We start from the raw sequence: 25823 nt of genomic DNA, 5'->3' as shown, positions 1-25823 counted from the left end.
TAGTTCAAAATTGGGATGTAAGATAATATTAATAAAAAGTCGTTTCGGGGTGCTGCCTAGAAGCGGCGGCGGGGCCTGAAATTGAAACGGACTAATATTATCTTATTGATCGAAATCATATTACAAATGTATATAAATTTTTAAGGTACAGGCAGTTCTAGATCAAAAATTGAAATAAATTTGGATTATTATTCAAATATTCCCCATAAAAATTCTTCTGTTTCATTCTCTCTACCAGGGGTTCAAAGTCAGCTGGATCCTTCAGCTCAATACCCACAACCGCTGGCCCGTTCGACCTGTTATGCTTTTTAGAATATTCAAAATGGGTAATATCATCATTTGGTCCCAGGACTTTCGCTACAAATTCCTTTAAGGCCCCTGCCCTTTGAGGGAAAACGATTACGAAATAATGCTTTAATCCGGAATATAGTAATGCACGTTCCTTGATTTCGGCCATCCGGATGATATCGTTGTTACTGCCACTAACGATACATACAACATTCTTACCCTTGATCTTTTCAGCATACAGATCCAGGGCTGATATCGCCATGGCTCCGGCAGGTTCCACTACCATGGCATCCTGGTTATAGAGATCAAGGATGGTCTGGCAGATCTTTCCTTCCGGCACTGTGATCATTTCATCCAGATTTTCCTTACAAATAGCAAAATTTCGCGTTCCAACTTTCTGGACAGAGGCGCCATCTACAAATCGTTCTATATGATCCAGTTCGACTACTTTACCTTCTTTCAGAGAGGTCTTCATCGATGGTGCACCCTGAGGTTCGATGCCAATAATCTTAGTATTGGGCGATAGTTCCTTGAACATGGAAGAAATTCCTGCCAGGAGTCCGCCGCCGCCAAGTGGAGCAAAAACATAATCTATAGGTTCATTTGCTTGCTCAAGGATCTCCAGGGCTATGGTCGCCTGACCTTCAATAACTTTTTCATCATCGAAAGGATGAATGAAAATAAGTCCTTTTTCAGCCATATGAGCCATAGCACTCTTATAGGAATCATCATAGGTATCACCCTTCAGCACTACTTCCACCCATTCACCACCGAACATTTCAGTTTGTTCCACCTTTTGTTGTGGCGTGGTGCCAGGCATATAGATTACTCCTTTAACTTTCAGCTTATTGCATGCAAAAGCAACACCCTGAGCATGATTCCCCGCACTGGCACAGATCACTCCTTTTTCAAGCTGTTCCTGTGGTAAACTGGAGATCTTATTATAGGCTCCTCGAATTTTGTAAGATCTAACTTGTTGCAGATCCTCACGCTTCAGCATTACCTTTGCATCAAAGCGCTTGCTATAGGTAAAAGATTCAGCTAAAGGAGTTTTCAGCACCACCTTTGAGATCCTTTCCGAAGCCTCTTTAACCGCTTCAAGACTAGGTTTGTAAATCGTATCTTTTTCCAGCAGAGTTTCCATTAAGCGTATATTTTCTTCATTGCAGTCATCGCAGATCGTAAAGTTGCGCCTACTTTCTCTACGGGATGTTCTTTGATCTCTTCATTTACTTTTGACAATTTCTCATTATTCACACCTATGTCTTCTGAAGCAAATTTTCTTCCGGCAACTTCAGGTTCCAGAGAATTCACATAGTCCTTGATCAATGGTTTGGCTGCGTGATCGAACAAATAGCATCCATATTCCGCCGTATCTGAAATTACACGGTTCATCTCGTAAAGTTTTTTCCTGGCGATGGTATTCGCGATAAGGGGAGTTTCATGCAAGGATTCATAATAAGCTGACTCCTCGATAATCCCGGCATCTACCATAGTTTCAAAGGCTAGTTCCACCCCAGATTTCACAAAGGCAACCAGTAGAACTCCCTTATCAAAATACTCCTGTTCTGTAATCTCTTCTGAAGTTGCTTCAGTTTTCTCAAAAGCTGTATTCTCAGTTTCAGCTCTCCAGGTATGCAACTCGGTATCATCTTTCGCCCAGTCCCGCATCATCCTGCTACTAAACTCTCCGGAAATAATATCATCCATATGCTTCTGAAATAACGGTCGCATTTTTTCCTTTAGCTCTTCTGAAATTTCATAAGCTCTCATCTTTGCAGGATCAGAAAGTCTGTCCATCATCTGGGTGATTCCGCCGTGCTTCAAAGCTTCCGTAATCGTTTCCCAACCATACTGAATTAATTTTGCTGCATAGTTCTTATCCAGACCTTCAGAAACCATTTTGTCAAAAGTTAGAATGGATCCGGTTTGTAAAACACCACAAAGGATAGTTTGCTCACCCATAAGATCAGATTTTACTTCAGCAACAAAAGAAGATTCCAGTACTCCGGCACGATGACCTCCCGTGGCATACGCATAGGCTTTCGCCCATTCCAGTCCCAAGCCTTTCGGATCATTTTCAGGATGAACTGCGATTAATGTAGGTACTCCAAAACCACGTTTGTATTCCTCTCTAACTTCAGACCCGGGACATTTTGGAGCGACCATAATTACGGTAACATCCTCCCGAATCTTCATTCCTTCTTCTACGATATTGAAGCCGTGAGAATAGGATAAAACGGCTCCTTGTTTTAAGTGTGGCTGGATGGCCTTAATCACCGAGGTATGCTGCTTGTCTGGAGTAAGGTTAATAACCAGGTCTGCATCCGGGATCAACTCTTCATAAGTTCCAACGGTGAAATCATTTTCTGAAGCATTTTTCCAGGATTGACGTTTTTCCCTGATCGCGCTTTCTCTAAGTGCATATGAAATATCCAGACCGCTGTCGCGCATATTAAGTCCCTGATTGAGACCCTGCGCACCGCAGCCTACAATGACTATTTTCTTATCTTTCAAAGCATCTGCTTCTTTACTGAATTCGTCCAGTTCCATAAATCTACAGGTACCTAATTGATCGAGTTTTTCAGCTTTGGACAGGCTGTTAAAATAGTTGGTCATGATAATGAGTTTGTGGTATTAAATTTTTCTAGTATTCCTGATATTGGCATTTCGTTCTTGGTGACCGCGATGGTTCCAGACCTTACGAATTGCATGAGTCCGTAGGGTTTTAGTTTTTCATAAAGCTGATCGACTTCAGTGCGTTTTCCGGTCTTTTCGATCACAAAAAACTGCCTGGTTACGGTCACAATTCGCGCATTGGTCTCTTTAATAAAATCCTGAATATTATGGTCATCCAGAAAATCTTCAGATTTGATCTTATACAAAGCTGTTTCCTGAAAGATCGTTTCAGCATCGATATGATAAAAAGCCTTGATCACCTCGATCTGCTTTTCGATCTGTCCTACGATCTTCTTGATCTGTTCTTCGGAAACCTTTACAATAATAATAAAGCGCATCACTTCAGTCACCTCACTGGGGGAAGCCGTAATACTTTCAATATTGATATGCCTTTTTAAAAAGATAGCCGCGATCCTTGAAAGTAGACCAAGATTATTTTCGGTATAAATCGAAACTGTATAGTTCTGTTTTTCCATTACTCTAATAATATTTCTGAAACTGATGCTCCGGTTGGGATCATTGGGAACACATTTTCTTCCTGTTCAACTTTTACTTCAAGGAAATAGGCTTCATCACTTTGCATCATTTCTTTTACTGCCGACACAAGCTGACTCCTTTCGGTCACCTGGTTTGCTTTAATGTGATAACCTTTGGCGATCGTTATAAAATCCGGATTCACCATGGTTGTAGAAGCATAACGTCTATCAAAGAACATTTGCTGCCATTGTCTTACCATTCCCAGGAATCCGTTATTTAAAAGCACGATCTTGACTGGAACTTTGGTCTGAAAAATGGTTCCTAATTCCTGAATGGTCATCTGGTAACCGCCATCACCTATCACCGCGACAACATCTCTTTCTGGTCTTGCCATTTTTGCCCCGATGGCTGCTGGTAACGCGAATCCCATAGTTCCTAATCCCCCGGAAGTCACATTACTTCTCGACTGATTGAATTTGGCATAACGGCAGGCTGCCATCTGGTGCTGACCAACATCTGAAACAATGATCGCATCTCCTTTAGATTGAATATTTACTTCCTGAATGACCTCAGCCATTCCCAAATCTTTCTTGTTTATGTCTAAATTTCCCTGAATCACTTTCTCATATTCAGTTTTATACATATCCTTAAACTTCTGGTGCCATTCTTTATGTGAATATGGCTCCAGTAATTCAAGTAATGCCTTCAGACTTTCTTTTACATCCCCCAGAACCGGGTAATCTGCGTGTACATTTTTATTAATTTCAGCCGGGTCTATCTCGAAATGAATGATCTTCGCCTGTTTTGCGTATTTTTCAAGATTTCCCGTAACCCGGTCATCAAACCTCATCCCAATTGCAATTAAAACATCGCATTCATTGGTTAGCATATTTGGTGCGTAGTTTCCATGCATGCCCACCATTCCTACGTTCAATGGGTGATCTGTTGGTAATGCCGAAAGTCCCAGAATCGTCCATGCAGCAGGAATTCCAGATTTTTCTACAACCTGTTTGAATAGATCTTCAGCTCCTCCCAGGATCACTCCCTGTCCCCAAACGATCATTGGTTTTTTAGCATTATTGATCACTTCTGCAGCGCGTTGTACTTCCAGAAGATTTAATTCCGGGATCGCCTGATAACTTCTTATTCCAGAACATTTTTTATAACTGAATTCTAACGAGGCAAACTGGGCATCCTTGGTAATATCGATTAGTACCGGTCCTGGCCTTCCTGACCTGGCGATATAAAAAGCTTTCGCCATTACTTCCGGAATCTCTTCAGCATTGGTGATCTGGTAGTTCCATTTAGTTACCGGTGTAGAAATACCTACAATATCGGTTTCCTGGAAAGCATCTGAACCCAGAAGATGAGACCCAACCTGGCCAGTGATACAAACCATTGGAGTGGAATCGATTTGCGCATCTGCAATCCCGGTTACAAGATTGGTAGCTCCAGGACCGGAAGTTGCCACAGCGACCCCTACTTTTCCTGAAACTCTGGCATAACCCTGGGCAGCATGCGTTGCTCCCTGTTCGTGCCTGGTGAGCACATGGTGAATTTCTTTCTGATATTTATACAGTTCATCATATACAGGCATGATCGCCCCTCCTGGATATCCGTAAATAGTATCTACACCTTCTTCGAGCAAACATTTGATCACCGCCTCTGCTCCTGATACGGTCAGGCTTTTTTTCGTGCTTTGCTTTTCGAAACTTGCTGTTTTAACCTCCATATTTCACCTAATTAAAATTCATCTGTCACGCATCCTTCTGATGCTGATGCTACTGTTTTTGCGTATTTATAAAGTACGCCTCCTTTTGCCTTGAAAGCGGGCGCTTTCCATACGGCTCTTCTTTCACTTATTTCCTCTTCACTCAAATGAGCTTCGATCTTATTGGTTTCGGCATTGATACTTATTTCATCGCCATCCTTCAGCAATCCAATCAGTCCGCCCTGTTGTGCTTCCGGAGTAATATGTCCCACTACGAATCCATGAGTTCCTCCAGAAAATCTACCATCAGTGATCAAAGCCACATCCTTACCAAGACCAGCTCCCATAATTGCTGAAGTAGGTTTTAGCATTTCAGGCATTCCAGGACCCCCTTTAGGACCTTCATATCTAATGACGACTACATCACCTTTTTTCACCTTTCCAGATGAAATACCTTCATTGGCATCATATTCACCATTGAAAACTTTCGCTTTACCGTGGAATTTCAAACCTTCTTTACCTGTTATTTTTGCTACTGAACCTTCCTGAGCGAGATTCCCGTAAAGTATTCTAATATGCCCGGTTGCTTTGATAGGTTTTTCTACCGGGTGGATCACATCCTGATCAAATGGCATAGGTTCTACCTCTTGAAGATTTTCTGCTATAGTTTTGCCGGTAACCGTCATGCAATCGCCGTGGAGCAGTCCTTTCTCCAGCATGTATTTCATAACGGCCGGAATCCCACCAATCCTGTGTATATCTTCCATTAGATATTTACCACTAGGCTTGAGGTCTGCCAGAAACGGAGTTTCTTCACAAATTCTTTCAAAATCCTTTAATCCGAAATTGATTTCCGCAGCTTTAGCGATCGCCAGAAAATGCAGCACAGCATTGGTAGAACCACCAAGTACGGTCAATAATCTAATGGCATTCTCCAGAGATTTGACTGATACGATATCTTTAGGTTTGAGATCTTTTTCAAGTAGCAGTTGCATAGCTTCCCCAGCTTTTACACTTTCCTTGACCTTTTCAGGCCCGGTTGCGGGATTAGAGCTATTAAATGGCAGACTCATTCCCAGAGCTTCAATTGCTGAAGCCATAGTGTTTGCTGTATACATACCTCCACATGCTCCGGCACCAGGACAGGCTTTTTCGATGACCTGCTGATACTCCTCTTCCTGCATTTCCCCTGAAACCTTAGAACCCCAGGCTTCAAAAGCCGAAACCACATCCAATTTTTTTCCATTATGACAACCCGAAGAGATCGTTCCTCCATATACTAATACCGAAGGTCGGTTCAATCTTAACATTGCCATGAGCGCACCCGGCATATTCTTGTCACAGCCGACTACAGTTACGAGTCCGTCATAAGACATTCCGCTAACCACCGTTTCCATAGAATCTGCGATTAGATCCCGTGAAGGAAGTGAAAAACGCATTCCTGGAGTTCCCATGGAAATTCCATCACTCACTCCAATCGTATTAAAAATAAGTCCGTTTATACCTGCTTGCTGCGTTCCTTTTTTAACCTCTTTTGCAAGGTCATTGAGGTGCATGTTACAAGGATTTCCTTCATAACCGGTACTTCCTATCCCTACGAATGGTTTTTTAAGATCTTCCCTGCTCAATCCAATGGCGTGGAGCATGGCCTGGGAAGCTGGCTGAGAATCACTTTGCGTTATGGTACTGCTATATTTGGTATTCATTAAATTTCAATTCTGTTCTGTAAGAATTAAAAATACTGGGAATCGAACACCTTAGGTCATGATAATAAATGACTGAGTGAACGCTAATTGAAGAAGTAACTATTTATATAACTGAAGATCAATGTTTTAAATAGCTTTTATTTACGATCTCTGGAACTTTTTCTGAGCAGAAATTAATATTACCGGATTAAAAAAAGCCACCAGAAATGGTGGCTTCGTGAGCTTATGATAAAATGGAATGTTGAAATTTTTTAGAACAAAATTTCCAACACCGCCACAACGAATTTTTCAACAATGCTAATCATGGTTTAAAACTAGTAAAAAGTTCTAAAACCTCCTCATTTTCAGCTGAATATTCTATTTTTTTCTTCGCAATGAATATAGATCCTTTCTCCTGTCTTTCATATTTCGAACACTTCCGAAGTTATGTAACTCTTTTAGAAGATCCAGATCGACATCTACCAGTAAAGTACTTTCAGTATTTGGAGTAGCTTCCGCTTTGATTCCGTTTACAGGAAAAGCAAAATCTGAAGGCGTTAATACAGCACTTTGAGCGTATTGAATATCCATATTATCAACCTTCGGCAAATTTCCAACAGAACCAGCGATGGCTACATAACATTCATTTTCTACCGCACGTGCCTGAGCACAGATCTTTACGCGAGAGTAACCATTCTGGGTATCGGTCATGAACGGTACAAATAAGATATTCATTCCTTCCTCTGCCAGTAATCGCGAAACTTCAGGGAATTCCACATCATAGCAAATTAGTACACCAATTTTACCACAATCGGTATCAAAAGTTTCCAGTCTGTTACCGCCCTTCATTCCCCAGGCAGTTTCTTCTGCAGGAGTAATATGCAGTTTTTCATAGCGTTCGTAGCTTCCATCCCTTCTGCAAAGATATCCTACGTTGTACATATGCTCACCTTCTGGCATTGGCATACTTCCGGTAATGATATTAATGTTGTAGTTGATCGCGAATTCCCGGAAGGTTTCCAGCAATTTCTCGGTATAGTCTGATAATGCACGAATGGCTTCCGGCTCAGAAAGATGATTGAACTGAGCCATTAATGGCGCATTGAAAAGCTCTGGAAAAAGTATAAAATCACTCTGATAATTACTCACTGCATCCACAAAGAATTCTATCTGGGAAACCAGCGCTTCATAATCTTTAAACAAGCGCATCTGCCATTGCACAAGCCCAAGTCGAACCACTGTTTTGGTAGTATTTACCAGCTTTTGAGGTTTAGAATAATAGATGTTATTCCATTCCATCAAAGTAGCAAATTCCTTGGATTCATGATCTCCGGAAAGATATCCCTTGATCACTTTCTTTACGTGAAAGTCATTACTTAACTGAAATGATAATACAGGATCATGAATTTCCTGCAGCTTTACTTTCTCGATATAACGCTTCGGAGTTAACTCATCTGCATACTTTGCATAATTCGGAATTCTACCTCCAAAAACGATCGCTTTCAGATTTAAATGCTCACATAATTCCTTTCGAGCTTCATACAGTCTTCGACCCAATCGCATTCCGCGGAATTCCGGGTGAATAAATACATCGATTCCGTAGAGTACATTCCCGTTTTTGGTATGCGTGGAAAAGTTTTCTCCCCCAATGATCTCCTCGTAGGTGTGATTATCATCAAATTTGTCGTAATCTACGGTAATAGAAAGCGCACATCCCGCAATTCGATTGTCTATTATGATGCACAACTGGCCTTCAGGAAACTTACTGATCAATGTTTTGATCTCAGCCTTGCTCCAGTATTCATCTGGCATAGCCTGGTAACTTTTGACCATGGAAATCTTCAATTCCTCGTAATCTTTAACCTGTAAGTTCCGAAGTTCTATTTTTGCTGAATCTATCACGAATATTTAATTTGAAAGTACGAAGATACTGCAGTTCGCGAATTAAGTAATGACGCAAAGCTGCTTTTGATATAAAGTATTCTTAAATTTTTAGATCTTGAAATACCCTTCTTTGATAGCCACCATAACAAGGCCTACTCTACTCTTAACCCGTAACTTACTAAAGAGACTCTCCCGATAGTTTTCTACAGTTTTAGGACTAAGATTCATTTCTGAAGCGATCGCTTTATAAGTAAGTTCACTACAGGCGTAACTTAAAAACTCCTGCTCCCTGCCGGTAAGAACCTCATATTTATCAGCCTTTCCTTCATTTCTATAAGCTTCAGAAATCAACTGATTTGTATAATAACCAGTATCAACGATCCTGTTTAAAGCAAGTTCAAATTCATCTGGATCTATATCCTTCAGAAGATATCCGCGAGCACCGAGTTTCAACATTTTAATGATCGTTTCATCTTCCTGATCTACAGTCAGAGCAAGAACTTTAAGATCTGGCTGATGTTGTTTTAACCATGTCATTGTCTGCAGACCGTCCATTACAGGCATTCTCATATCCAGCAGTAAAACATCTGGAAGTTCCAGACCATTCTCAACATGGTCTACAAGCTCCTGCCCATTCTTAAAAAAATCAAGCACCTGGAAACCGTCGAAGGAATTCACCAGAACCCGAAGTGAACTTGCGAACAGCTTATGATCATCGACTATGCTTATATTTTTAGACATTGCTGGTTATTTGAATAGGATAGTTTAATTTCAGAGAAGTTCCTTCTCCAACTTTACTTTGGATATCAATTTGAGCATTGATTAGCTTGGCCCTGCTATACATGTTGATTATTCCGGAACCTTTTTCTACTTCAGTATCATCGAAACCTTTCCCGTTATCCTTTGCATGAATCTGCAGTGAATCTTCCAGATAGTTTAACTGAACCTGAAGTGAAGAGGCTTCAGCATATTTGATGACATTATTAAAAAACTCCTGCATGATCCGGAATATAATGATCTCACTTTCAGGTTTAATTTCCCTGGATTCCCCTGTAATTTCCAATTCTGCCTGGAGGATGTCCATACGATTATAGCGCTCCAGCTCGTCGCGAACAGACTTATGCAACCCGGTATTATGGATAACTTCATTATTGAGAGTCCTGGAAAGTGAACGAACTTCGTTTAACGAATTTGCCACCATTTCTTTGATCTCTGTAACCGCTGGACTAGCATCGTCTTTGGATCTCTTTAAAAGTATGTTCAACTGGATACTGGCGACTGATAGTAACTGACCAATATTGTCATGGAGTTCCCAGCTTACATTCTTCAATGTAGCTTCCTGTATCTCGATTTTTGTATTATTTAGTTCTATTAAAAATTGTTGTTCTGCTTCAAATTTCTCTTGCAGAATCTTATTCTTTCGCTTCTGATAAGTGATAACAAAAAAGACGGTGAATACGGTGAGAAGTACAATCACCAATATAAAATAGAGAATTAGAATGATCTCTTCTTTCCGAAGCATTTCTATTGGATTTTAAATACTGGTAAACCTAATTTAGCTGTTAGCTTTATACATTTTTCTAAGCTAAGGTATCAGTTTTTCTTCCATTCCTCAAAGTTATTAGAAAACCTATGATGAAGATTCCGTATAAATAAATATTCCCGTACCTGAGAATACGCGCATAAAACTGGACGAATTCCATATTACCTTCATTGAAATATCCTCCATAAATATTAATTGGCGCAATGCATAATTCGTAAAGGATAAGCGCTACCGAGATATAAAAAATTACATCTGACTTAAATTGAAGAATTTCATCTGTTCGAAGCATTTGAATGAGGTACGCCATGATGCAGCCTACGAGAAAGAATGTTCCAAATATGATGACCGTATAGTCATATTGATACAAATAGTTACCAAAACTGGCAAAGCATATAACACTGTAGATGACAAAAGCCCATTTTAGCTTACCAAAAATTTTCTTCGCACTTTGACTTTCAGGATGGGTTAACTGCAAAATAAATAACTGCCCCAGCACAAAATACTTTATGACATAGAAATTATTATAATACCAGAAATTACGTGCGAAAGCAGTGTCTTTTAAAAATGGTGCCAACTGGTAATTATCATAATACGCCCAGATTGGGTACATGCCAAGCAGGTCGTAGAAAAAATTGAACCAAAGAAATCCAACAAAAAGTTTTACACCAGTTCTTAAATTCCGGGCTTTAATAAGGTGTATTGTTCCAGCACAAGCCGCAATGAATTCCATAAGATATCCTATGTACAGCTTGTTTTCAATAATAAATTTTAACACAGAAAATCCTAGCCTTTATATGGTAACGGAGGCCACATACCTCCCACAGTATTCATTGGTTCAATTTCGCCATTTTCGAGGTAGTCTCTTCCAGAACCATCTTCCTCTTCAGCTTTCATTTTACGCGTTGCAGAGAAAAACACGGTATTAAGACTAGGTTTATCGCCCTCATCCTGATAAGCACCGAGCCAGACATTGATACCTGGCCTTTCAGCTTTATTCTGCTGAGATTGTTCACGAACGTAATTGATATATTCCTGAAGTTCTTCCAGATCAAAATGGAACTCACAGGTATCTTTATGTTCTTTTCCATTTGTAGTAACTATAGACCTGGTTTCACGCCATTCTTTTTGGAGCTCTTTAGCTTTCTGAACAGTAATGCACTTATTTGGTGGATTCACGATTATAAGGGTTTGATTATCTGCCTCTAAAATATAATTTCTAATAATGAAATGGAGCTTATCTGCAAGAAAGGGGAAAATTCCCCTACTCTACAGCCTCTACTGTATCTATATTTGTAGAGTCATTTTAGTTTATCTAGAATGTTTTGGGGACAAAAAAAGTGTCAATCATAGTTTAGTTGTAGTTCTGAGTAGGGTCTTTTCTATAGCATTAATAAACTTAGTTGGCACTTTTTGCTATTTGCAAACTATTCTACTTCCTGTGGAATTGCACAATTTCACCAGGCATTTTTTGAGAGAGTACCTGGATTCCATATTCTGATAGTTGTAAAACCCTTGGATAACCTCCCGTAGTTTGACAGTCCCTCATAAGCACAATCAGTTTTCCTGATGGGGTAAGTTGAACGCTTCCCGGCATAACCGGGGAAGTGTGAATGCCTTTGAGATCATTATTAAAACCTTCTTCAAATTGTACAGCCATCCGGTTGCTATCACCACTCACCTTAAATTTCTTCTGAAAAATAAGTTTTTGCAAAGATTCTGTTAGCTCTGCAAATTCTGGCCCTCCATAAGTTTCGATCATTTCTGAATTGAGGTAATCTGTATTTACGTGAATAGTTGAATGAGGATTATTGTTGATAGCTTCTGAAGTTTGATAATGTAAAAGCTGGTTCTTCTGAAGTCTATGATTTCCTGTAACAGCTTCGAACCAACTTCGACTTCCCAGAATTTCCGGAGATTGAAAACCATATTTAATCGCGAGATAGGATCGGAATCCAGATTTTCTTTTTCCGAAGGAAAGAATATCTCCAGCCTTAACCTGATAGGCCGTATTTAAATTGATCTCTAAATCGTTAATCTTCGGACTGAGATTTGCCCCTCCAACACAAATATTTGTAGCTGCATTAAATTCAAGAACAGGCCCAACAAATGTTATTTCCAGCACCGCATCATTTTCAGAATTGCCGAGAATTAGATTGCAAATTTTGAAGGCATATCTATCCATAATTCCGCTCTCAGGAACACCATATTTTCTCGATCCAAATCTTCCAAAATCCTGAATCGTGGAGAATAATCCTGGCTGCTTAACAACAACTTCACCCATTGGATTTGATAATTTCGAATTCATATTTTCCTTGCTTCACCTTTTTTTGAATTTGGATATATTCCAAATTACTTACCGGATGAAATCGAACGAAATCTCCAACATTAAATGGACTGGGAATTTTGCTGTTCGCATTAAAAAGATCCAGAGGTGTTCGACCAATTATTTGCCATCCACCCGGACTCTCTTGTGGATAAATTCCGGTTTGATCTTCTGCGATTCCCACGCTTCCTTTTTCTACAATTTTACGCGGAGTGATTTTTCGTGGCGTTGCAATTTTTTGATTCAACCCACCCAGGTATAAAAAGCCCGGTAAAAACCCGGTAAAATAAACTAGGTATTCTGGAGTGGAGTGAAGGGAAATCAGCTCTTCCTTTTTTATGTTTTTAAGCTCGGCTACCTCATTCAAATCTGGAGCATATTCTGCTTCATAGCAAACAGGAATCTTGAAAATTCGCTTGTCGATGTTTTTTGATATATTCGTAGCTCTAAGAGTATTGGAAACGACTTTTAACTCACTATAGATATATCTTATAGCTGAAGGATAACTTATTAATAACGAGTTGTATGTATTAGTTATTTCAACCTTTTGCTCAAGCTTTATTTTTGATAGCGCAGTTTTTACCTCTAGTATAGTTTGAAGTATTTTTTCTGAAATTTCCTGAGGGAATTCTATCAGAATTCCGCGATCTCCCATTCTCGAAACACTCTTCCACTTGATCATTTTCAGGATTTAATATAGATATTTTCTGCAGCTAATTTACGTTGTAGATATTGTAAAATTTCCACCGCCGAAGGGGTATCAGAATGCACGCAAAATGTGTCTGCCTGAGCCTCTAAAAATTCGCCGTTCGGCAATAAGATTTTGTTCTCTTTATAGATACTTCTCACGTGCTGAAAAACCACTTCCCTATCTTCGATGATTGCATACGATTTTGATCGAGGAACCAAACCATAATCATCCTCATAGTTTCGATCTGCAAATGCTTCATAATAGAGTTCAAATCTGCCTAAAGCGAGTTCTCCGAGTTGGGAATTGAGAGGCACAAACAGCCTCAAATCATCATCAAAATGTTCAAGACTCCTCACTACTATCTTGGAAATATTCCTATCCTTAGCAGCGTCATTATAGAGAGCACCATGCAGTTTCACGTGACTTAGTTTCCCTCCTTCAGATTCCACAATTTGCTTCAGACTTAGCACCTGTCCTTCTATGGAAAGTTTCAATTCTTCAGCAGTCATATCCATATGATTTCTTCCGAAGTTTGCCCGGTCTGGATAGGATGGATGTGCTCCAATTTCCACGTTATTTTCAAGAGCCAGACGAACAGTTCTATGCATGGTTTCGAGGTTTCCAGCATGTCCTCCACAGGCAATATTGCAAGCAGAAATTAGTGGCATTAACTTATCGTCAAACTCTCCCCCTTCTCCAAGATCACAATTTATATGGATGGTTTCTTTAATCATAAATTCTGTATTACTGTATAAATTGATTTTGCACCAAGGAATATGGCCAGGACAATTACCAAGATACCAATTATGTTTTGAAAGGCTGAATTTCTGAATTTACCCAGGATAGATTCTTGATTGACGATCCATAAGAGAAATATCGCAATGACAGGAAGCACAATTCCGTTGGCTACTTGCGCAAACTGAATGATCTCGACCGGTTTTATTCCCAGGGAACTAAACAATACACCAAGGATAATTATGCTCATCCAAACTGCTTTAAACCGCCAGTCGGACATTCCAGACTGCCACCCAAGACAACCTTTCACAACATATGCTGCCGCCAAAGGAGCTGTTATGGATGAGGTAATCCCAGCTGCCAGTAATCCAACTGCTAGAAAAGTAGTGGCCATATTTCCAAACAATGGCTCCAGTCCTACTGCCAGACCGGCTACATCATTAATAGAACTTAATCCGGAAGAAGCTGCACATATTAGGATCGCCATGGAAACCAGGCCACCCAGAATGATCGAGAACACGAGTTCTCTCCGTACGGTTTTGAGATGATTAAGGCCGGTCCATTTCTCACCAATCAAAGATGCATGTAAAAACAAATTATAAGGTACCACGGTGGTTCCCACCAATGCGATGATCGTTAAAATTTCATCACTTATGGATGTCGGCACAAAGCCTTTAAAAACACCCGACCAGGATGGCTGGGTTAGAAAAGCTGTGATAATAAACGCAAGGCTCATTAAAACCACCAATCCTATAAATACCCTTTCCAGCTTCTTGTAACTTCCTAAATAAAGAAGTAGAAATGCGGAGCCTCCAATGATAAAGCTCCAAAGATTGATAGCATTTCCCGAAATTGATATTTCCTCAATAGGCATGATACTCTGCACACCCATGACCGCACCAGATATATTCCCAGCTTCGTAAGCGGCATTCCCAATTACAATTGCAGAGAAAATCAGAATTAGAGCTACTACTCGGAATACCGGAGAGGTTATGGATTGCCGTATGGAATCACTTAATCCTCTGCCTGTTACCAAGCCAAGCCTGGCAGACATTTCCTGCAATACGATACACGCAATTATTGAAACCAGTAAAGCCCATAGCAGACTATAACCAAATTCCACCCCTGCAAGACTACATACGGTAACGGTTCCAGGACCAATAAATGCAGCAGAAACAAGGATTCCAGGACCTAGATTTCTGAAGAAGTTTTTCATTTTACGGGTTGCTTTCCAGATTCCTGTAAAGCATAAATCGCAAAAGTTCCTAGCCAGTGACCACCTTCATAACCGTCACCGGAAACATTTGGAAAGGAATAGGCCACATGTTCATTAGCTAGAGACCTTAAATGACCGAATTTTTCAGGGTATTGATTGGCAAGACCAGAGAAAATCCAGGCTCTGCTGAAGTTAAGACCATCCAGATGAACCAGTTTACCATCAGATCTATCTGAAACTTCACCAACTTCCATTTCAAAATCTTCATTTTTCAATTGCGGCATGAAATCTTCTATCCAAAGGTTAAAAGCACTTTTTGGAAGAACTCTTCTCATGATATCCACTTCTGCCAGGCATGGAGAAATAAAGTCGTAGCCTCCTGGTTCCCAGCTTACCGGGCAGTTGTCGTCTTTCAGGAAGAAATTCTGTGCACTTTTCTTGACCACTTCCATTAACTCCTGGTTCTCGGTGGCTTCTGCATAATCATATGCAAAAGCAAGCCCGAATGCAGTATTGGTATGTTCTCCTACTCTTACCGGGTAATTTAACTTCGGAAGGAATTCAATGAATCGCGTAGTTATTAGATCTGTAAGTGGTTGAAGATTTGCAGCAAGTTCCTGTCCAAGAGGATCTTCCCAGGACTTTAGCTCCTGTGACAACTTCAGCAACCATGCCCAGCCATAAGTACGTTCATATACTGTGCTTTCCTTACGATTGAAGTATGCAACCTCTCCTTCAATATTTTCTGAAGAGAGAGAAGTTTTTAACTTTTCACGAATCTCCTCATTTTTCTCAAGATCTGGAAACTGCTTCAACAAACTCACCAGTGACCAATGGGCATGAACAGAAGAATGCCAGTCAAAACACCCATAAAAGGCTGGATGCAAAGCTTTGGGTTCATCCATCGCCTCTGCATTTTCGAGAGTTTGTCCCAATTTATTAGGGTATTCTGTATTTAAACAACCTAAAGGTAATTCCGCAAGATTGTTAGCTTCAGTAAGATTTAAGGTTACTTTATCTGTAGTTTTGAGTGCATCTGGCAGGATACTCTCAGTTATCAAAGTGTCAGTATCTCCAGGATTTTCGTCAGGATCTTCTGAATTTCCTTTACAGGATAGAATAAGCAAACATACGGAGGCTAAAAGAAATTGTTTCATTGGTTATAATTGCGTCTCTTTCGGTGAATTTCGAAATTTACAGATTGATTTAGTAGGTTTTATCCAAAAATATAAAAAACAGGCAAAGGTTTCGTTAATTAAAACTCAAGATATTAACCCAGCCATCCTTCCCGGTCCAGACTTCTATATTGTATTGCTTCACTTATATGTTCTCCCTGTATTTGAGAACTCCCAGCCAGATCTGCAATCGTTCTGGAAACTTTCAGAATACGATCGTAAGCACGGGCAGAGAGATTTAGTTTTTCCATCGCCGTTTTCAATAATGTCTTCGATGCTTCGTCCAACTGGCAATGCTCTCTTATCTGCCTTGGACCAATCTGGGCATTATAATGTACATTTTCAAGATCATGGAATCTTTCAGATTGAATACCTCTAGCCTTGCTTACTCTCTCACGAATAGATTTACTGGATTCGCCTTTGCGTTCTTCGCTAAGTTTATCAAATGGAACCGGAGTTACTTCAATATGAATATCAATTCTATCGAGCAACGGTCCACTGATCTTTCCCAGATATCGTTGCATTTCATAAGCAGATGAAGATACGGGCGCATCGGGATCATTGAAATATCCACCTGGACTTGGGTTCATACTGGCGACAAGCATAAAACTGGAAGGATAGGTGACTGTGAATCGAGCTCTAGAGATGGTAACCTCCCGGTCCTCCAGAGGTTGCCGCATCACTTCCAAAACACTTCTTTTAAATTCTGGCAGCTCATCCAGAAACAGTACGCCATTATGAGATAGTGAGATCTCACCCGGTTGTGGATATCCACCCCCGCCGACAAGTGCAACATCAGAAATCGTATGATGCGGACTCCTAAATGGACGTTGAGCCAGCAGGCCAACATTGTCTTTAATTCGGCCAGCTACACTATGTATTTTTGTGGTTTCCAGTGCTTCCTGCAAAGTCATTGGTGGCAGAATGCTGGGCAACCTTTTGGCAAGCATGGTTTTTCCCGCACCCGGCGGTCCAATTAGAATTATGTTATGACCTCCCGCAGCAGCGATCTCCATACATCTCTTGATAGATTCCTGACCTTTTACATCAGCAAAGTCATGCTCAAGATTATCGAGATCCTGGTAAAAAGTTTCCCTGGTATTAATAATGGTAGGTTCCAACTTCTTTCCGGAATGAAAAAAATCGATCACTTCCTTGATATTACTTACTCCGAATACATCCAGTCCTGATACGATGGCTGCTTCCCTCGCATTTTGCTCAGGCAGAATAAAACCTTTAAAACCTTCTTTCTTAGCTTGAATTGCGATTGGGAGAGCTCCTTTTATGGGTTGAAGACTGCCGTCCAGAGACAATTCCCCCATAATGATATAATCTGAAATATTATTCGCGGTTATTTGCGATGATGCAGCCAAAATTCCCATGGCAAAGCTTAGATCATAAGCTGAACCTTCCTTCCTAAGATCGGCAGGTGCCATGTTTACGATGATCTTTTTACCTGGTAATTTGTACCCGTTATTCTGAAGGGCAGCAGTAATGCGGTAACTGGACTCCTTTACTGCGTTATCTGGTAAGCCTACAAGATGGTATCCAATACCAGATGCTACATTAACTTCAATAGTAATAGTGGTGGCATCAACACCAAAAACAGCACTCCCATAAACCTTAACTAGCATGTATATCCAGATTTAATTAAAGGTAGGGTCCTTAAATTTTTCCGGAAATTACACTTTAAAATGAAAGCAAATTAATTTTTAGAATAATTTAATTCGGTACGAATTTTTCCAGGTTTGTTTGCCTGTTTTTTAAGGTGGATCGAAAATGTAGTTCCTTCTTTTTCATTACTTACTACGTCTACTTTTCCTCCATGAGCCTGGGCGACTGTTTTTACTAACGTAAGACCCATTCCCCAACTATCCAGCGTAGAATTTTGATTCTCGTGTCCTCTGTTCAAAAATTTGAAAATATCATTCTGATCTTGTTTTGCGATAGGATTACCAAAATTTTGAACTTCAATGAGAACATCATCCTGATCTTCTTCAATCCTTATGGTTATAGGAGTATCACGAGAACCATATTTCACTGCATTCGTAACCAAATTTTCTATCACTCGGCGAATAGCAGTTCCATCAAAAACTCCTTTTATTTCATCTACCGAACTATCGAATACAAAATCATTAGTATAGATTTCCTCAGCTTCATTATAAACCCAACGAATTTCTTTCAGTATGTCAATTTCTTCGAAATTCATACTGATTCCTTCCCCAGCCTTAACAGCGATTGCATCAAGTAAGCCCTCTAAAAGCTCTACTGCTTTATTCAGACTACGCAATCCCATCTTTTTCAGATTATCCAACCGGTCTTTATCATCATTATGACGAATAATATCTAAAGCAAAATAAGCGGATGATATTGGATTCCTAATATCATGAGCCAGAGTACCTATCAATTTTTCTCGCATTTCCTGTATAGAATCACTAAAGGAAGTTGCAGAGTTAAACATAGCTGTTTCGATGCTGTACTTTAAAACAATCCCGACCTCTTTCGTGTATACATCCTTTTCAATAAGTAATTCTGTGAGTACACGATGGAAAATTATATACTCCTCAAGAATCTGTTTTATAGTATAATGTGAAGACGTAGCACGGTGACGACCATGCTCTAGACTATTTTCAATTATTTCCTGATAACTCTCATATTCATCGACATCGCTTTTACCATCATACCTGTCCATGATGTCTGCTAAATCCTCCAGAACATTGGTTAGTTGATTTCTTAACGCTAGTTCACTGGATTCATTAGCAGCCGGGATATTTTTTTTAACCCTTGAAGCCCATAAATCCATGATCTCTGAGCTCTTATCTGTAATTAATTGAGATGCGGCGGTCATTTTTAACGTTTTGAAAGCTAAATTAAGACAATATTAAGTAAAAACTTAATTCTGAACGGATTATCCCAATTTTCATATGAAAAACGTTAAATAAAAGCCTGCTCGAGGCAGGCTTTTATTAAATAAGAAAATGAGTTGTACTATTTACCAATCACATTTTGACGGTAATATTCAATTAATGCATCAATTGGTCTTCTAACGATATTTCCAACTTCTATCCCGTATGGTTGCAAAACTGCCTTAATTATATCCTGACTGAAATATGCGATAGATCCTATAAAATGAACAGGAACAGATGTCACCTGTGGATAGCTCATCACTCTAGAATGAACAAAATCTGAAAGACCTTCGTGGAGCAACTTATAAAAGTAGCCATTACGCTCATTCGTAAAAATAAATTCTGCGAAATGTGCGAGATACGTATTAGGATTATCCTTACGATAAAGGTTCATCTTAATGGTATCTGAATTGAGATCGAACTTTTGCTCAAATTTTTCAGCAATTTCAGGAGGCATTCTTTTGTAGTAATAATCTCGGATCAGTCTTTTTCCGAAGTAATTACCACTGGCTTCATCCATTAGAATATAACCGAGAGAAGCAACTGCCTGAGTGATATTTTCACCATCAAAATAACAGCTATTGGATCCCGTACCAAGAATACACACGATACCAGGCTCGGTGGTCGCAGCATAAACAGCTGCTACCGTATCCTCCATCACTTTTACCTCATCTGCATTCGTAAAATAGTTCGCGATAATGCTTCTAAGAAGTTCAGTAGGAGTTGGTGTACCGCAACCGGCACCATAAAAATGTACTTTTTCGATCGTATCTCTTACTTCAGCAAGTTCAGGATTTTCAGCAAGGCGTTCTTCAAGAACGGCTTCCTTAAAAACAGCAGGATTCAAACCTTTACTTCTGGTTTTAAAAATCTGCTCACCCTCATTGTTCAGTAAGATCCAGTCACATTTTGTGGACCCGCCATCGGCAATCAATATCATGTTCTGAGATGGATTAAATTGAAAAGAAAGCAGTTCAGCTGTAAGACCGAACTGCTATTTATTTTTATTCAGAATGAATTATAGTGAAGCTACGTGAGCTGCAAGATCCACAAGCTTGGAAGAATATCCATACTCGTTATCGTACCATGCGATTAGCTTAAAGAACTTGTCGTTAAGTTCGATACCAGCACCAGCATCAAAATTACAGGTATGTGGATCTGAAACGTAATCCTGGCTTACTACTTCTTCTTCAGTATAAGAAATTACACCTTTGTAATCTCCTTCAGCAGCCTTTTTGAAAGCAGCCTTGATCTCCTCGTAACTAGTAGACTTTTCAGTCTTAACAGTAAGATCCACTACAGAAACATCTGTAGTTGGAACTCTAAATGCCATACCAGTAAGTTTTCCTTTAAGAGAAGGAATTACTTTCGTTACTGCTACTGCAGCTCCAGTTGAACTTGGGATGATATTCGCCATTGCGCTTCTTCCAAGTCTGAAGTTTTTCTTAGATGGAGAATCTACAGTAAATTGAGTAGATGTAGTTGCGTGAACAGTAGTCATTAATCCTTCTACAAGACCAAACTCATCATCGATCACTTTTGCAAGTGGTGCAAGACAGTTAGTAGTACAGGAAGCATTAGATACGATATTCTGATCTGCCTTAACGTCCTGGTGGTTTACTCCCATTACGAACATTGGAGCAGTTTTAGAAGGAGCTGAAATTACAACCTTTCTAGCACCAGCATCAAGGTGAGCCTGTGCGTTGTCAAGATCTGTAAAAATTCCAGTACAATCCATTACTACATCAACTCCTGCATCACCCCATTTAAGGTCTGCCGGGTTCTTTTCTGAAGTAACTCTAATTTTGTTTCCGTCAACGATAAGACTTCCGTCTTTAACTTCAACAGAACCTGCGTATTTTCCGTGAACCGAATCATACTTCAGTAAATATGCCAAATGATCTACATCAAGAAGATCGTTGATAGCTACAACTTCTACTTTTTCGCTTTGCGCCGCAATTCTGAAAGCAATTCTTCCAATACGACCAAATCCATTAATTCCAATTTTAGTACTCATTTCCTTTGGTTTTTAATTATACCGAAGTGATGTCTGCCACCCTTCGTAATTCTTTATCTATTTTTGCTTCACCTTTGATAGCCGTTAGTAAATCTACATTAACGACTTTCTGGTGGTGAATTCCTACCATGATCTCGGTTTCTCCGTTCATCAAAGCTTCTACTGCTCCAACTCCTAACTTACTAGCCAGAACACGATCAAAACAACTTGGAGAACCTCCACGCTGTATATGACCTAATACAGAAACTCTTACTTCGTATTCATCGAGATTCTCTTCTATAAATGAGGCGAGTTCGAAAATATTCTTCCCGCTCTTATCCCCTTCCGCAACCACGATGATACTGGAAGTTTTACCAGTCTTTTTACTCTTTCTTAGTGAATCCAGTAGTCTTTCCACACCAAGATTTTCCTCAGGGATCAAGATTTCTTCAGCACCAGCACCAATACCACTATTTAAAGCGATATCACCAGCGTCACGTCCCATCACTTCTACCAGGAACAACCTGTTATGGGAACTTGCCGTATCACGAATCTTATCGATCGCCTCAACGACTGTATTCAAAGCAGTATCGTAACCCAGGGTAAAGTCGGTTCCATTAATATCATTATCGATGGTCGCAGGAATTCCCACTACCGGAAAACCAAATTCTTTACTAAATAGTTGTCCGCCGGTAAAAGTACCATCTCCACCAATTACTATAAGTGCATCTACATTGTTTGCTTTAAGATTTTCGTAAGCTTTTTTACGACCTTCTTTAGTCTGAAATTCTTTGGAACGGGTAGACTTCAGAAAAGTCCCTCCTCTATTGATTATATTTCTAACTGAACGTGCATCTAGTGGCTCAAAATCTGCTTCGATAAGCCCCTGATATCCACGAAAGATTCCTGTACATTCAAGATCATGATATGAACAGGCACGAACAACTGCTCTTATAGCAGCATTCATTCCCGGAGCATCTCCTCCGGAAGTTAGAACAGCGATGTTTCTAATTTTTTCAACCATTATCCTCAAAGCTAACTTCTTTCAAACCAATTACCTAATTTCGGAAAAAACTAAAACGTTTTCGGTTGATAACTAATAAAAAAAGCCACATTAATGTGGCTTTTTTCAATTTATTGGCAGTTTAATTACTTATTTATCAAAATTCGGTATTCCCAGCCTTTAAAATTCATCTGTTGATCTTTGGTAAGTTTCATTTCAGAATCGCTCATATAATCTGTAAAATCACCTTCTATTTCTGCTGAAAATTCTACAGGTTCCGCAGTCATATTTGCTATATAATAAAGAGTTTCTCCATTCTTCTCTCTTTTGAACGCCAGAACCTTTTCATCTGCAGATGTTGCAACATCGTTATAAGAGGCAGCCGACTTCCCTCCATGCAGTGCCACACTGGAAGTTTTTAAATTACCAAGTTTTTCAAGTAGTGGATATACTTTTCCTTTTTTCTTCGGAATAGTATCTTTTACAAAAAACTCCAGTCTTTTGTTCATATCATATTCCTGTCCGCTATAGATCAAAGGCATTCCCGGTAATGTATAGGTCATGGCAAGCATCGCTTCCGAAGCATCTCCCATTCTTTCCTCTACGGTTCCAGCCCATGAATTCTCATCGTGATTGGTTACAAAATTCATCAGGTAATCATCCTCCTGAAATGTAGAATCCACTTTTTGCATATAATTATCCCAGTCTTTGGCAGTTTTATCTCCCTGCGCAATGCTATTCATGATATGGTGTCCTTCCCAGTTGTATCCCATTTCAAAAGCATTGTGGAATAATTCTTTAGGACTTTCTGCTTCAGCCAGCATAAAAACCGGCTTTACTTCACGCAATTCAGCAGCGATATCCTCCCAGAAATCTGTAGGAACCGAGTGTGCAGCGTCTGCACGGTAACCATCGATATCGTGTTCCTCGATCCAGAAAAGCATGTCTTTTTTCATCGCTTCTCTTAGGCCTTCATTATCGAAATTTAGATCGGCAACATCTGTCCAGCCCCAAGGCTCTCCGGTTGCATCGTTAATAGGATCTGTGATCTCACCTTTGTCATTCTTGGTATAATATTCAGGATGTTCTTCAATCCATGCATGATCCCAGCCGGTATGATTCGCCACCCAGTCAAGAATAACGTACATATCATTTTCATGGGCAGTTTGAACCAGTTCATCAAAATCCTCCATGGTTCCAAAATCTGGATTTACCGCCTTGTAATCTGAAATTGCATAATAGCTTCCCAGATACTTTTTACGCTCTTCCGGATCTTCAATATCCTCAATCGATTTATCTCCGGTCGCTTTCCTTTTCTTCATGGAAATAGGATACATTGGCATTAACCAGATCACTTTTACTCCCAGTTCTTTAAGCTGCGGAATATCCTGGGTAAAGGCATCAAATGTACCTTCTGGAGAATACTGCCTGATATTGGCTTCATAAATTATAGCCGACTCAAGCATATCGTCATTCACTGGCGCCAGTGAGTCTTTTTCAGTTTCATTCTCTGCATTCTCTGGCTGATTTGTTTCGTTCTTACAAGAAACAAAAAGGATCATAAGTGCCAGTATAAAGGTTATCTTCTTCATATGTATTATTTTGAATTATTCATTTTTGTAGTGAAAAAATATGCTCCACGAGATGGAAGTTCCAGGCTTTTACCCCAGGTCATTTTTTCGTTGGTTATAAGATTTTGAAACTGCTTTCCCTCAAGTTCAAGTTCAGCAAACCTGGAAAGATCAAGATCTACAGATTCTTCATTTTTGTTAAGAATTAGCACGATCGTCTCATCTCCAGAAGTTCTTGAGAGCAAGTAGATTTTATTTTGTGGAGTAAAATGCACCAGATTTCCTTCCTGGATGGCTTTACTGGACTTTCTGTAATTCAGTACCGTTTTAAGGAAATTCTGCATGTCTTTTTCTTCTTCGGAAAGTCCTTTGCCGGTAAATGCGTTCCTATCGCTATCTTTCCAGCCACCTGGAAAATCGGTTCTAATAAGACCATGATCACCTGGTTTTGCAGTATCATTCATAAGAATTTCAGTTCCGTAGTAAATCTGGGCAATACGCGGAAGGCTCAAAATATAACTAAGCGCCATCTTCGTATTTTCCACATCTTCATTAAGCTGAGTATAGATCCTGCTCATATCATGATTGTCTGGAAAGATCATAATATTTTCAGGTGAGGCATAGGCGAAATCGTTCGCCAGTCCGTCATATAAACGTTGCAATCCTGTGTCCCAGCCAGATTCCTCGTTCAGTCCTTTTACGATATTGGTTTGCATGGCAAAATCCATCGTAGATTTCAGGTTAGAATCATATCCATTTTCAATACCATCCTGCCAGTAACGAATAAGTAGTGGGTTATTAGACCATTCTTCTCCAACAATGTTGAAGTTCGGGTATTCCTTCATGATCGCTCCGGCCCAATCACTCATAAATTCCATATCTGGATAAGGATAAGTGTCCTGCCTGATGCCTCCCAGCTTCAAAGTTTCCACCCACCAGATATTATTCTGAATAATGTATTTCGCCAGAAAAGGATTTTTTTGATTTAGATCTGGCATTGTTTCCACGAACCAACCATTGCTCATCACCTTTTTATCTGCTTCGGAAGCATATAGATCCTGGTTAGCAGTTCTACGGTGATTAGAATAAATCAACTCTTCATTATTTAGAAATTTTTCCTGGTAGTTGATCCAGTCATTAAATGGAAGATCATCCATCCACCAATGCTCAACGCCACTATGATTTGCCACCATATCCATAATCAATTTGATACCTCTTTCGTCTGCCTTTTGTGCCAGTTCCTTGTATTCTTCCAGAGTTCCAAAACGAGGATCTACTTTATAGAAGTCGGTCATTGCATAACCGTGATAAGAGCCGGACTCCATGTCATTGATCAATAATGGAGAAGACCAGATAGCAGTAAATCCCATTTCATCTATATAATCAAGATGATCTATAATTCCACGAATGTCACCACCATGACGGGCGTAATCATCCTCGAGATCAATAGTTTTCTCATTAAGACTTTCGTCTATATCGTTACTATAATCACCATTAGCAAAACGGTCTGGGGTGATCAGGTAGATTGCATCAGAATTGTCAAATCCCACAAAATCTTCAGCAGCCTGCTCACGTTTTTTTAATTCGTAATCAATGACTTCAGAAGAACCGTCTTCGAATTTGAAATTCAGTTTCATGTTACCGGGCCTGGCTGCTTCAGTAATTACAAGATTTACGAATAAATAATTCGGGCTATCTGCTTTTTCTGTTCCCAGCACTTCAACTCCCTGGTAATTTGAAGATACTTCCGCAGAACCAATATTGCTTCCGTAGAGCATTAACTGCAAACTATCCTGTTCAAAACCTGTCCACCAGTTAGGTGGTTCCACGCGCTCGATTTGCGCAAAAGCCTGTAGCCCGATAAACAGACCACAAAGCATTAAAATTTTTCTCATATTATTTAAAAAAAAAGGCTCCCTTCCTGAAAAGAGAGCCATTAT

The 25823-nt window shown here is 39.8% G+C and carries 22 protein-coding genes; all 22 read right to left on the bottom strand.

Annotated features, from left to right (window positions below; translation table 11 throughout):
- Positions 1-157: 157 nt before the first annotated feature.
- Entirely contained in the window at positions 158-1432 is a 1275-nt protein-coding gene (gene ilvA / locus JM79_RS06190) for a threonine ammonia-lyase IlvA (protein ID WP_141877310.1), read from the bottom strand.
- Entirely contained in the window at positions 1432-2907 is a 1476-nt protein-coding gene (gene ilvC, locus JM79_RS06185; RefSeq protein ID WP_141877309.1) for a ketol-acid reductoisomerase, read from the bottom strand. The genes ilvA and ilvC overlap by 1 nt, the downstream gene beginning before the upstream one ends.
- A complete protein-coding gene (ilvN, locus tag JM79_RS06180) occupies positions 2904-3443 on the bottom strand; it encodes an acetolactate synthase small subunit (RefSeq protein WP_185739466.1) in 540 nt (179 codons plus the stop codon). The genes ilvC and ilvN overlap by 4 nt, the downstream gene beginning before the upstream one ends.
- Positions 3443-5176, bottom strand: coding sequence for a biosynthetic-type acetolactate synthase large subunit (ilvB, locus tag JM79_RS06175; protein WP_141877307.1), 1734 nt, complete (start codon positions 5174-5176; stop codon positions 3443-3445). The genes ilvN and ilvB overlap by 1 nt, the downstream gene beginning before the upstream one ends.
- Positions 5177-5187: 11 nt before the next feature.
- Complete coding sequence (gene ilvD / locus JM79_RS06170; RefSeq protein ID WP_141877306.1) at positions 5188-6861, bottom strand: dihydroxy-acid dehydratase; 1674 nt, start codon at positions 6859-6861, stop codon at positions 5188-5190.
- A 357-nt stretch (positions 6862-7218) separates the two neighbouring features.
- Complete coding sequence (locus JM79_RS06165) at positions 7219-8742, bottom strand: bifunctional GNAT family N-acetyltransferase/carbon-nitrogen hydrolase family protein (RefSeq protein ID WP_141877305.1); 1524 nt, start codon at positions 8740-8742, stop codon at positions 7219-7221.
- Positions 8743-8832: 90 nt separating this feature from the next.
- Positions 8833-9465: a response regulator transcription factor gene (locus JM79_RS06160; RefSeq protein WP_141877304.1), complete on the bottom strand. Its 633-nt coding sequence runs from the start codon at positions 9463-9465 to the stop codon at positions 8833-8835.
- Positions 9458-10246, bottom strand: a complete 789-nt coding sequence (locus JM79_RS06155; RefSeq protein ID WP_141877303.1) for a histidine kinase — start codon at positions 10244-10246, stop codon at positions 9458-9460. Before JM79_RS06155 ends, JM79_RS06160 begins: the two co-directional genes overlap by 8 nt.
- Positions 10247-10304: 58 nt before the next feature.
- A complete protein-coding gene (locus JM79_RS06150; protein WP_141877302.1) occupies positions 10305-10997 on the bottom strand; it encodes a hypothetical protein in 693 nt (230 codons plus the stop codon).
- Positions 10998-11050: 53 nt separating this feature from the next.
- The gene (locus JM79_RS06145) at positions 11051-11443 is read right to left on the bottom strand and encodes a hypothetical protein (protein ID WP_141877301.1); all 393 of its coding nucleotides are present in this window, start codon (positions 11441-11443) and stop codon (positions 11051-11053) included.
- A 253-nt stretch (positions 11444-11696) separates the two neighbouring features.
- Positions 11697-12572, bottom strand: a complete 876-nt coding sequence (locus JM79_RS06140; protein ID WP_260443386.1) for a biotin-dependent carboxyltransferase family protein — start codon at positions 12570-12572, stop codon at positions 11697-11699.
- Positions 12541-13272, bottom strand: a complete 732-nt coding sequence (gene pxpB / locus JM79_RS06135) for a 5-oxoprolinase subunit PxpB (protein WP_141877300.1) — start codon at positions 13270-13272, stop codon at positions 12541-12543. Before pxpB ends, JM79_RS06140 begins: the two co-directional genes overlap by 32 nt.
- 2 nt (positions 13273-13274) lie before the next feature.
- Complete coding sequence (gene pxpA / locus JM79_RS06130; protein WP_260443385.1) at positions 13275-14015, bottom strand: 5-oxoprolinase subunit PxpA; 741 nt, start codon at positions 14013-14015, stop codon at positions 13275-13277.
- Positions 14012-15232 (bottom strand): Nramp family divalent metal transporter, encoded by a 1221-nt coding sequence (locus JM79_RS06125; RefSeq protein WP_141877299.1) that lies wholly within the window; start codon positions 15230-15232, stop codon positions 14012-14014. Before JM79_RS06125 ends, pxpA begins: the two co-directional genes overlap by 4 nt.
- Entirely contained in the window at positions 15229-16389 is a 1161-nt protein-coding gene (locus JM79_RS06120) for a DUF2891 domain-containing protein (RefSeq protein ID WP_141877298.1), read from the bottom strand. The genes JM79_RS06125 and JM79_RS06120 overlap by 4 nt, the downstream gene beginning before the upstream one ends.
- Before the next feature lie 113 nt (positions 16390-16502).
- Complete coding sequence (locus JM79_RS06115) at positions 16503-18041, bottom strand: YifB family Mg chelatase-like AAA ATPase (RefSeq protein ID WP_141877297.1); 1539 nt, start codon at positions 18039-18041, stop codon at positions 16503-16505.
- 71 nt (positions 18042-18112) lie between these two features.
- Positions 18113-19255, bottom strand: coding sequence for a HAMP domain-containing sensor histidine kinase (locus JM79_RS06110; protein ID WP_141877296.1), 1143 nt, complete (start codon positions 19253-19255; stop codon positions 18113-18115).
- A gap of 140 nt (positions 19256-19395) precedes the next feature.
- On the bottom strand, positions 19396-20253 hold the full coding sequence (locus JM79_RS06105; protein WP_141877295.1) for a BadF/BadG/BcrA/BcrD ATPase family protein: 858 nt from the start codon (positions 20251-20253) through the stop codon (positions 19396-19398).
- A 78-nt stretch (positions 20254-20331) separates the two neighbouring features.
- Complete coding sequence (gap, locus tag JM79_RS06100; protein WP_141877294.1) at positions 20332-21330, bottom strand: type I glyceraldehyde-3-phosphate dehydrogenase; 999 nt, start codon at positions 21328-21330, stop codon at positions 20332-20334.
- 16 nt (positions 21331-21346) lie between these two features.
- On the bottom strand, positions 21347-22333 hold the full coding sequence (pfkA, locus tag JM79_RS06095; RefSeq protein ID WP_141877293.1) for a 6-phosphofructokinase: 987 nt from the start codon (positions 22331-22333) through the stop codon (positions 21347-21349).
- A gap of 125 nt (positions 22334-22458) precedes the next feature.
- Entirely contained in the window at positions 22459-23904 is a 1446-nt protein-coding gene (locus JM79_RS06090; RefSeq protein WP_141877292.1) for an alpha-amylase family glycosyl hydrolase, read from the bottom strand.
- A gap of 5 nt (positions 23905-23909) precedes the next feature.
- The gene (locus JM79_RS06085) at positions 23910-25778 is read right to left on the bottom strand and encodes a glycoside hydrolase family 13 protein (protein WP_141877291.1); all 1869 of its coding nucleotides are present in this window, start codon (positions 25776-25778) and stop codon (positions 23910-23912) included.
- Positions 25779-25823: the final 45 nt, after the last annotated feature.

Source organism: Gramella sp. Hel_I_59, from assembly GCF_006714895.1.
GTDB lineage: Bacteria > Bacteroidota > Bacteroidia > Flavobacteriales > Flavobacteriaceae > Christiangramia.
Note: the sequence above shows the minus strand (reverse complement) of the source record. Positions and strands in the feature narration are given on the sequence as shown.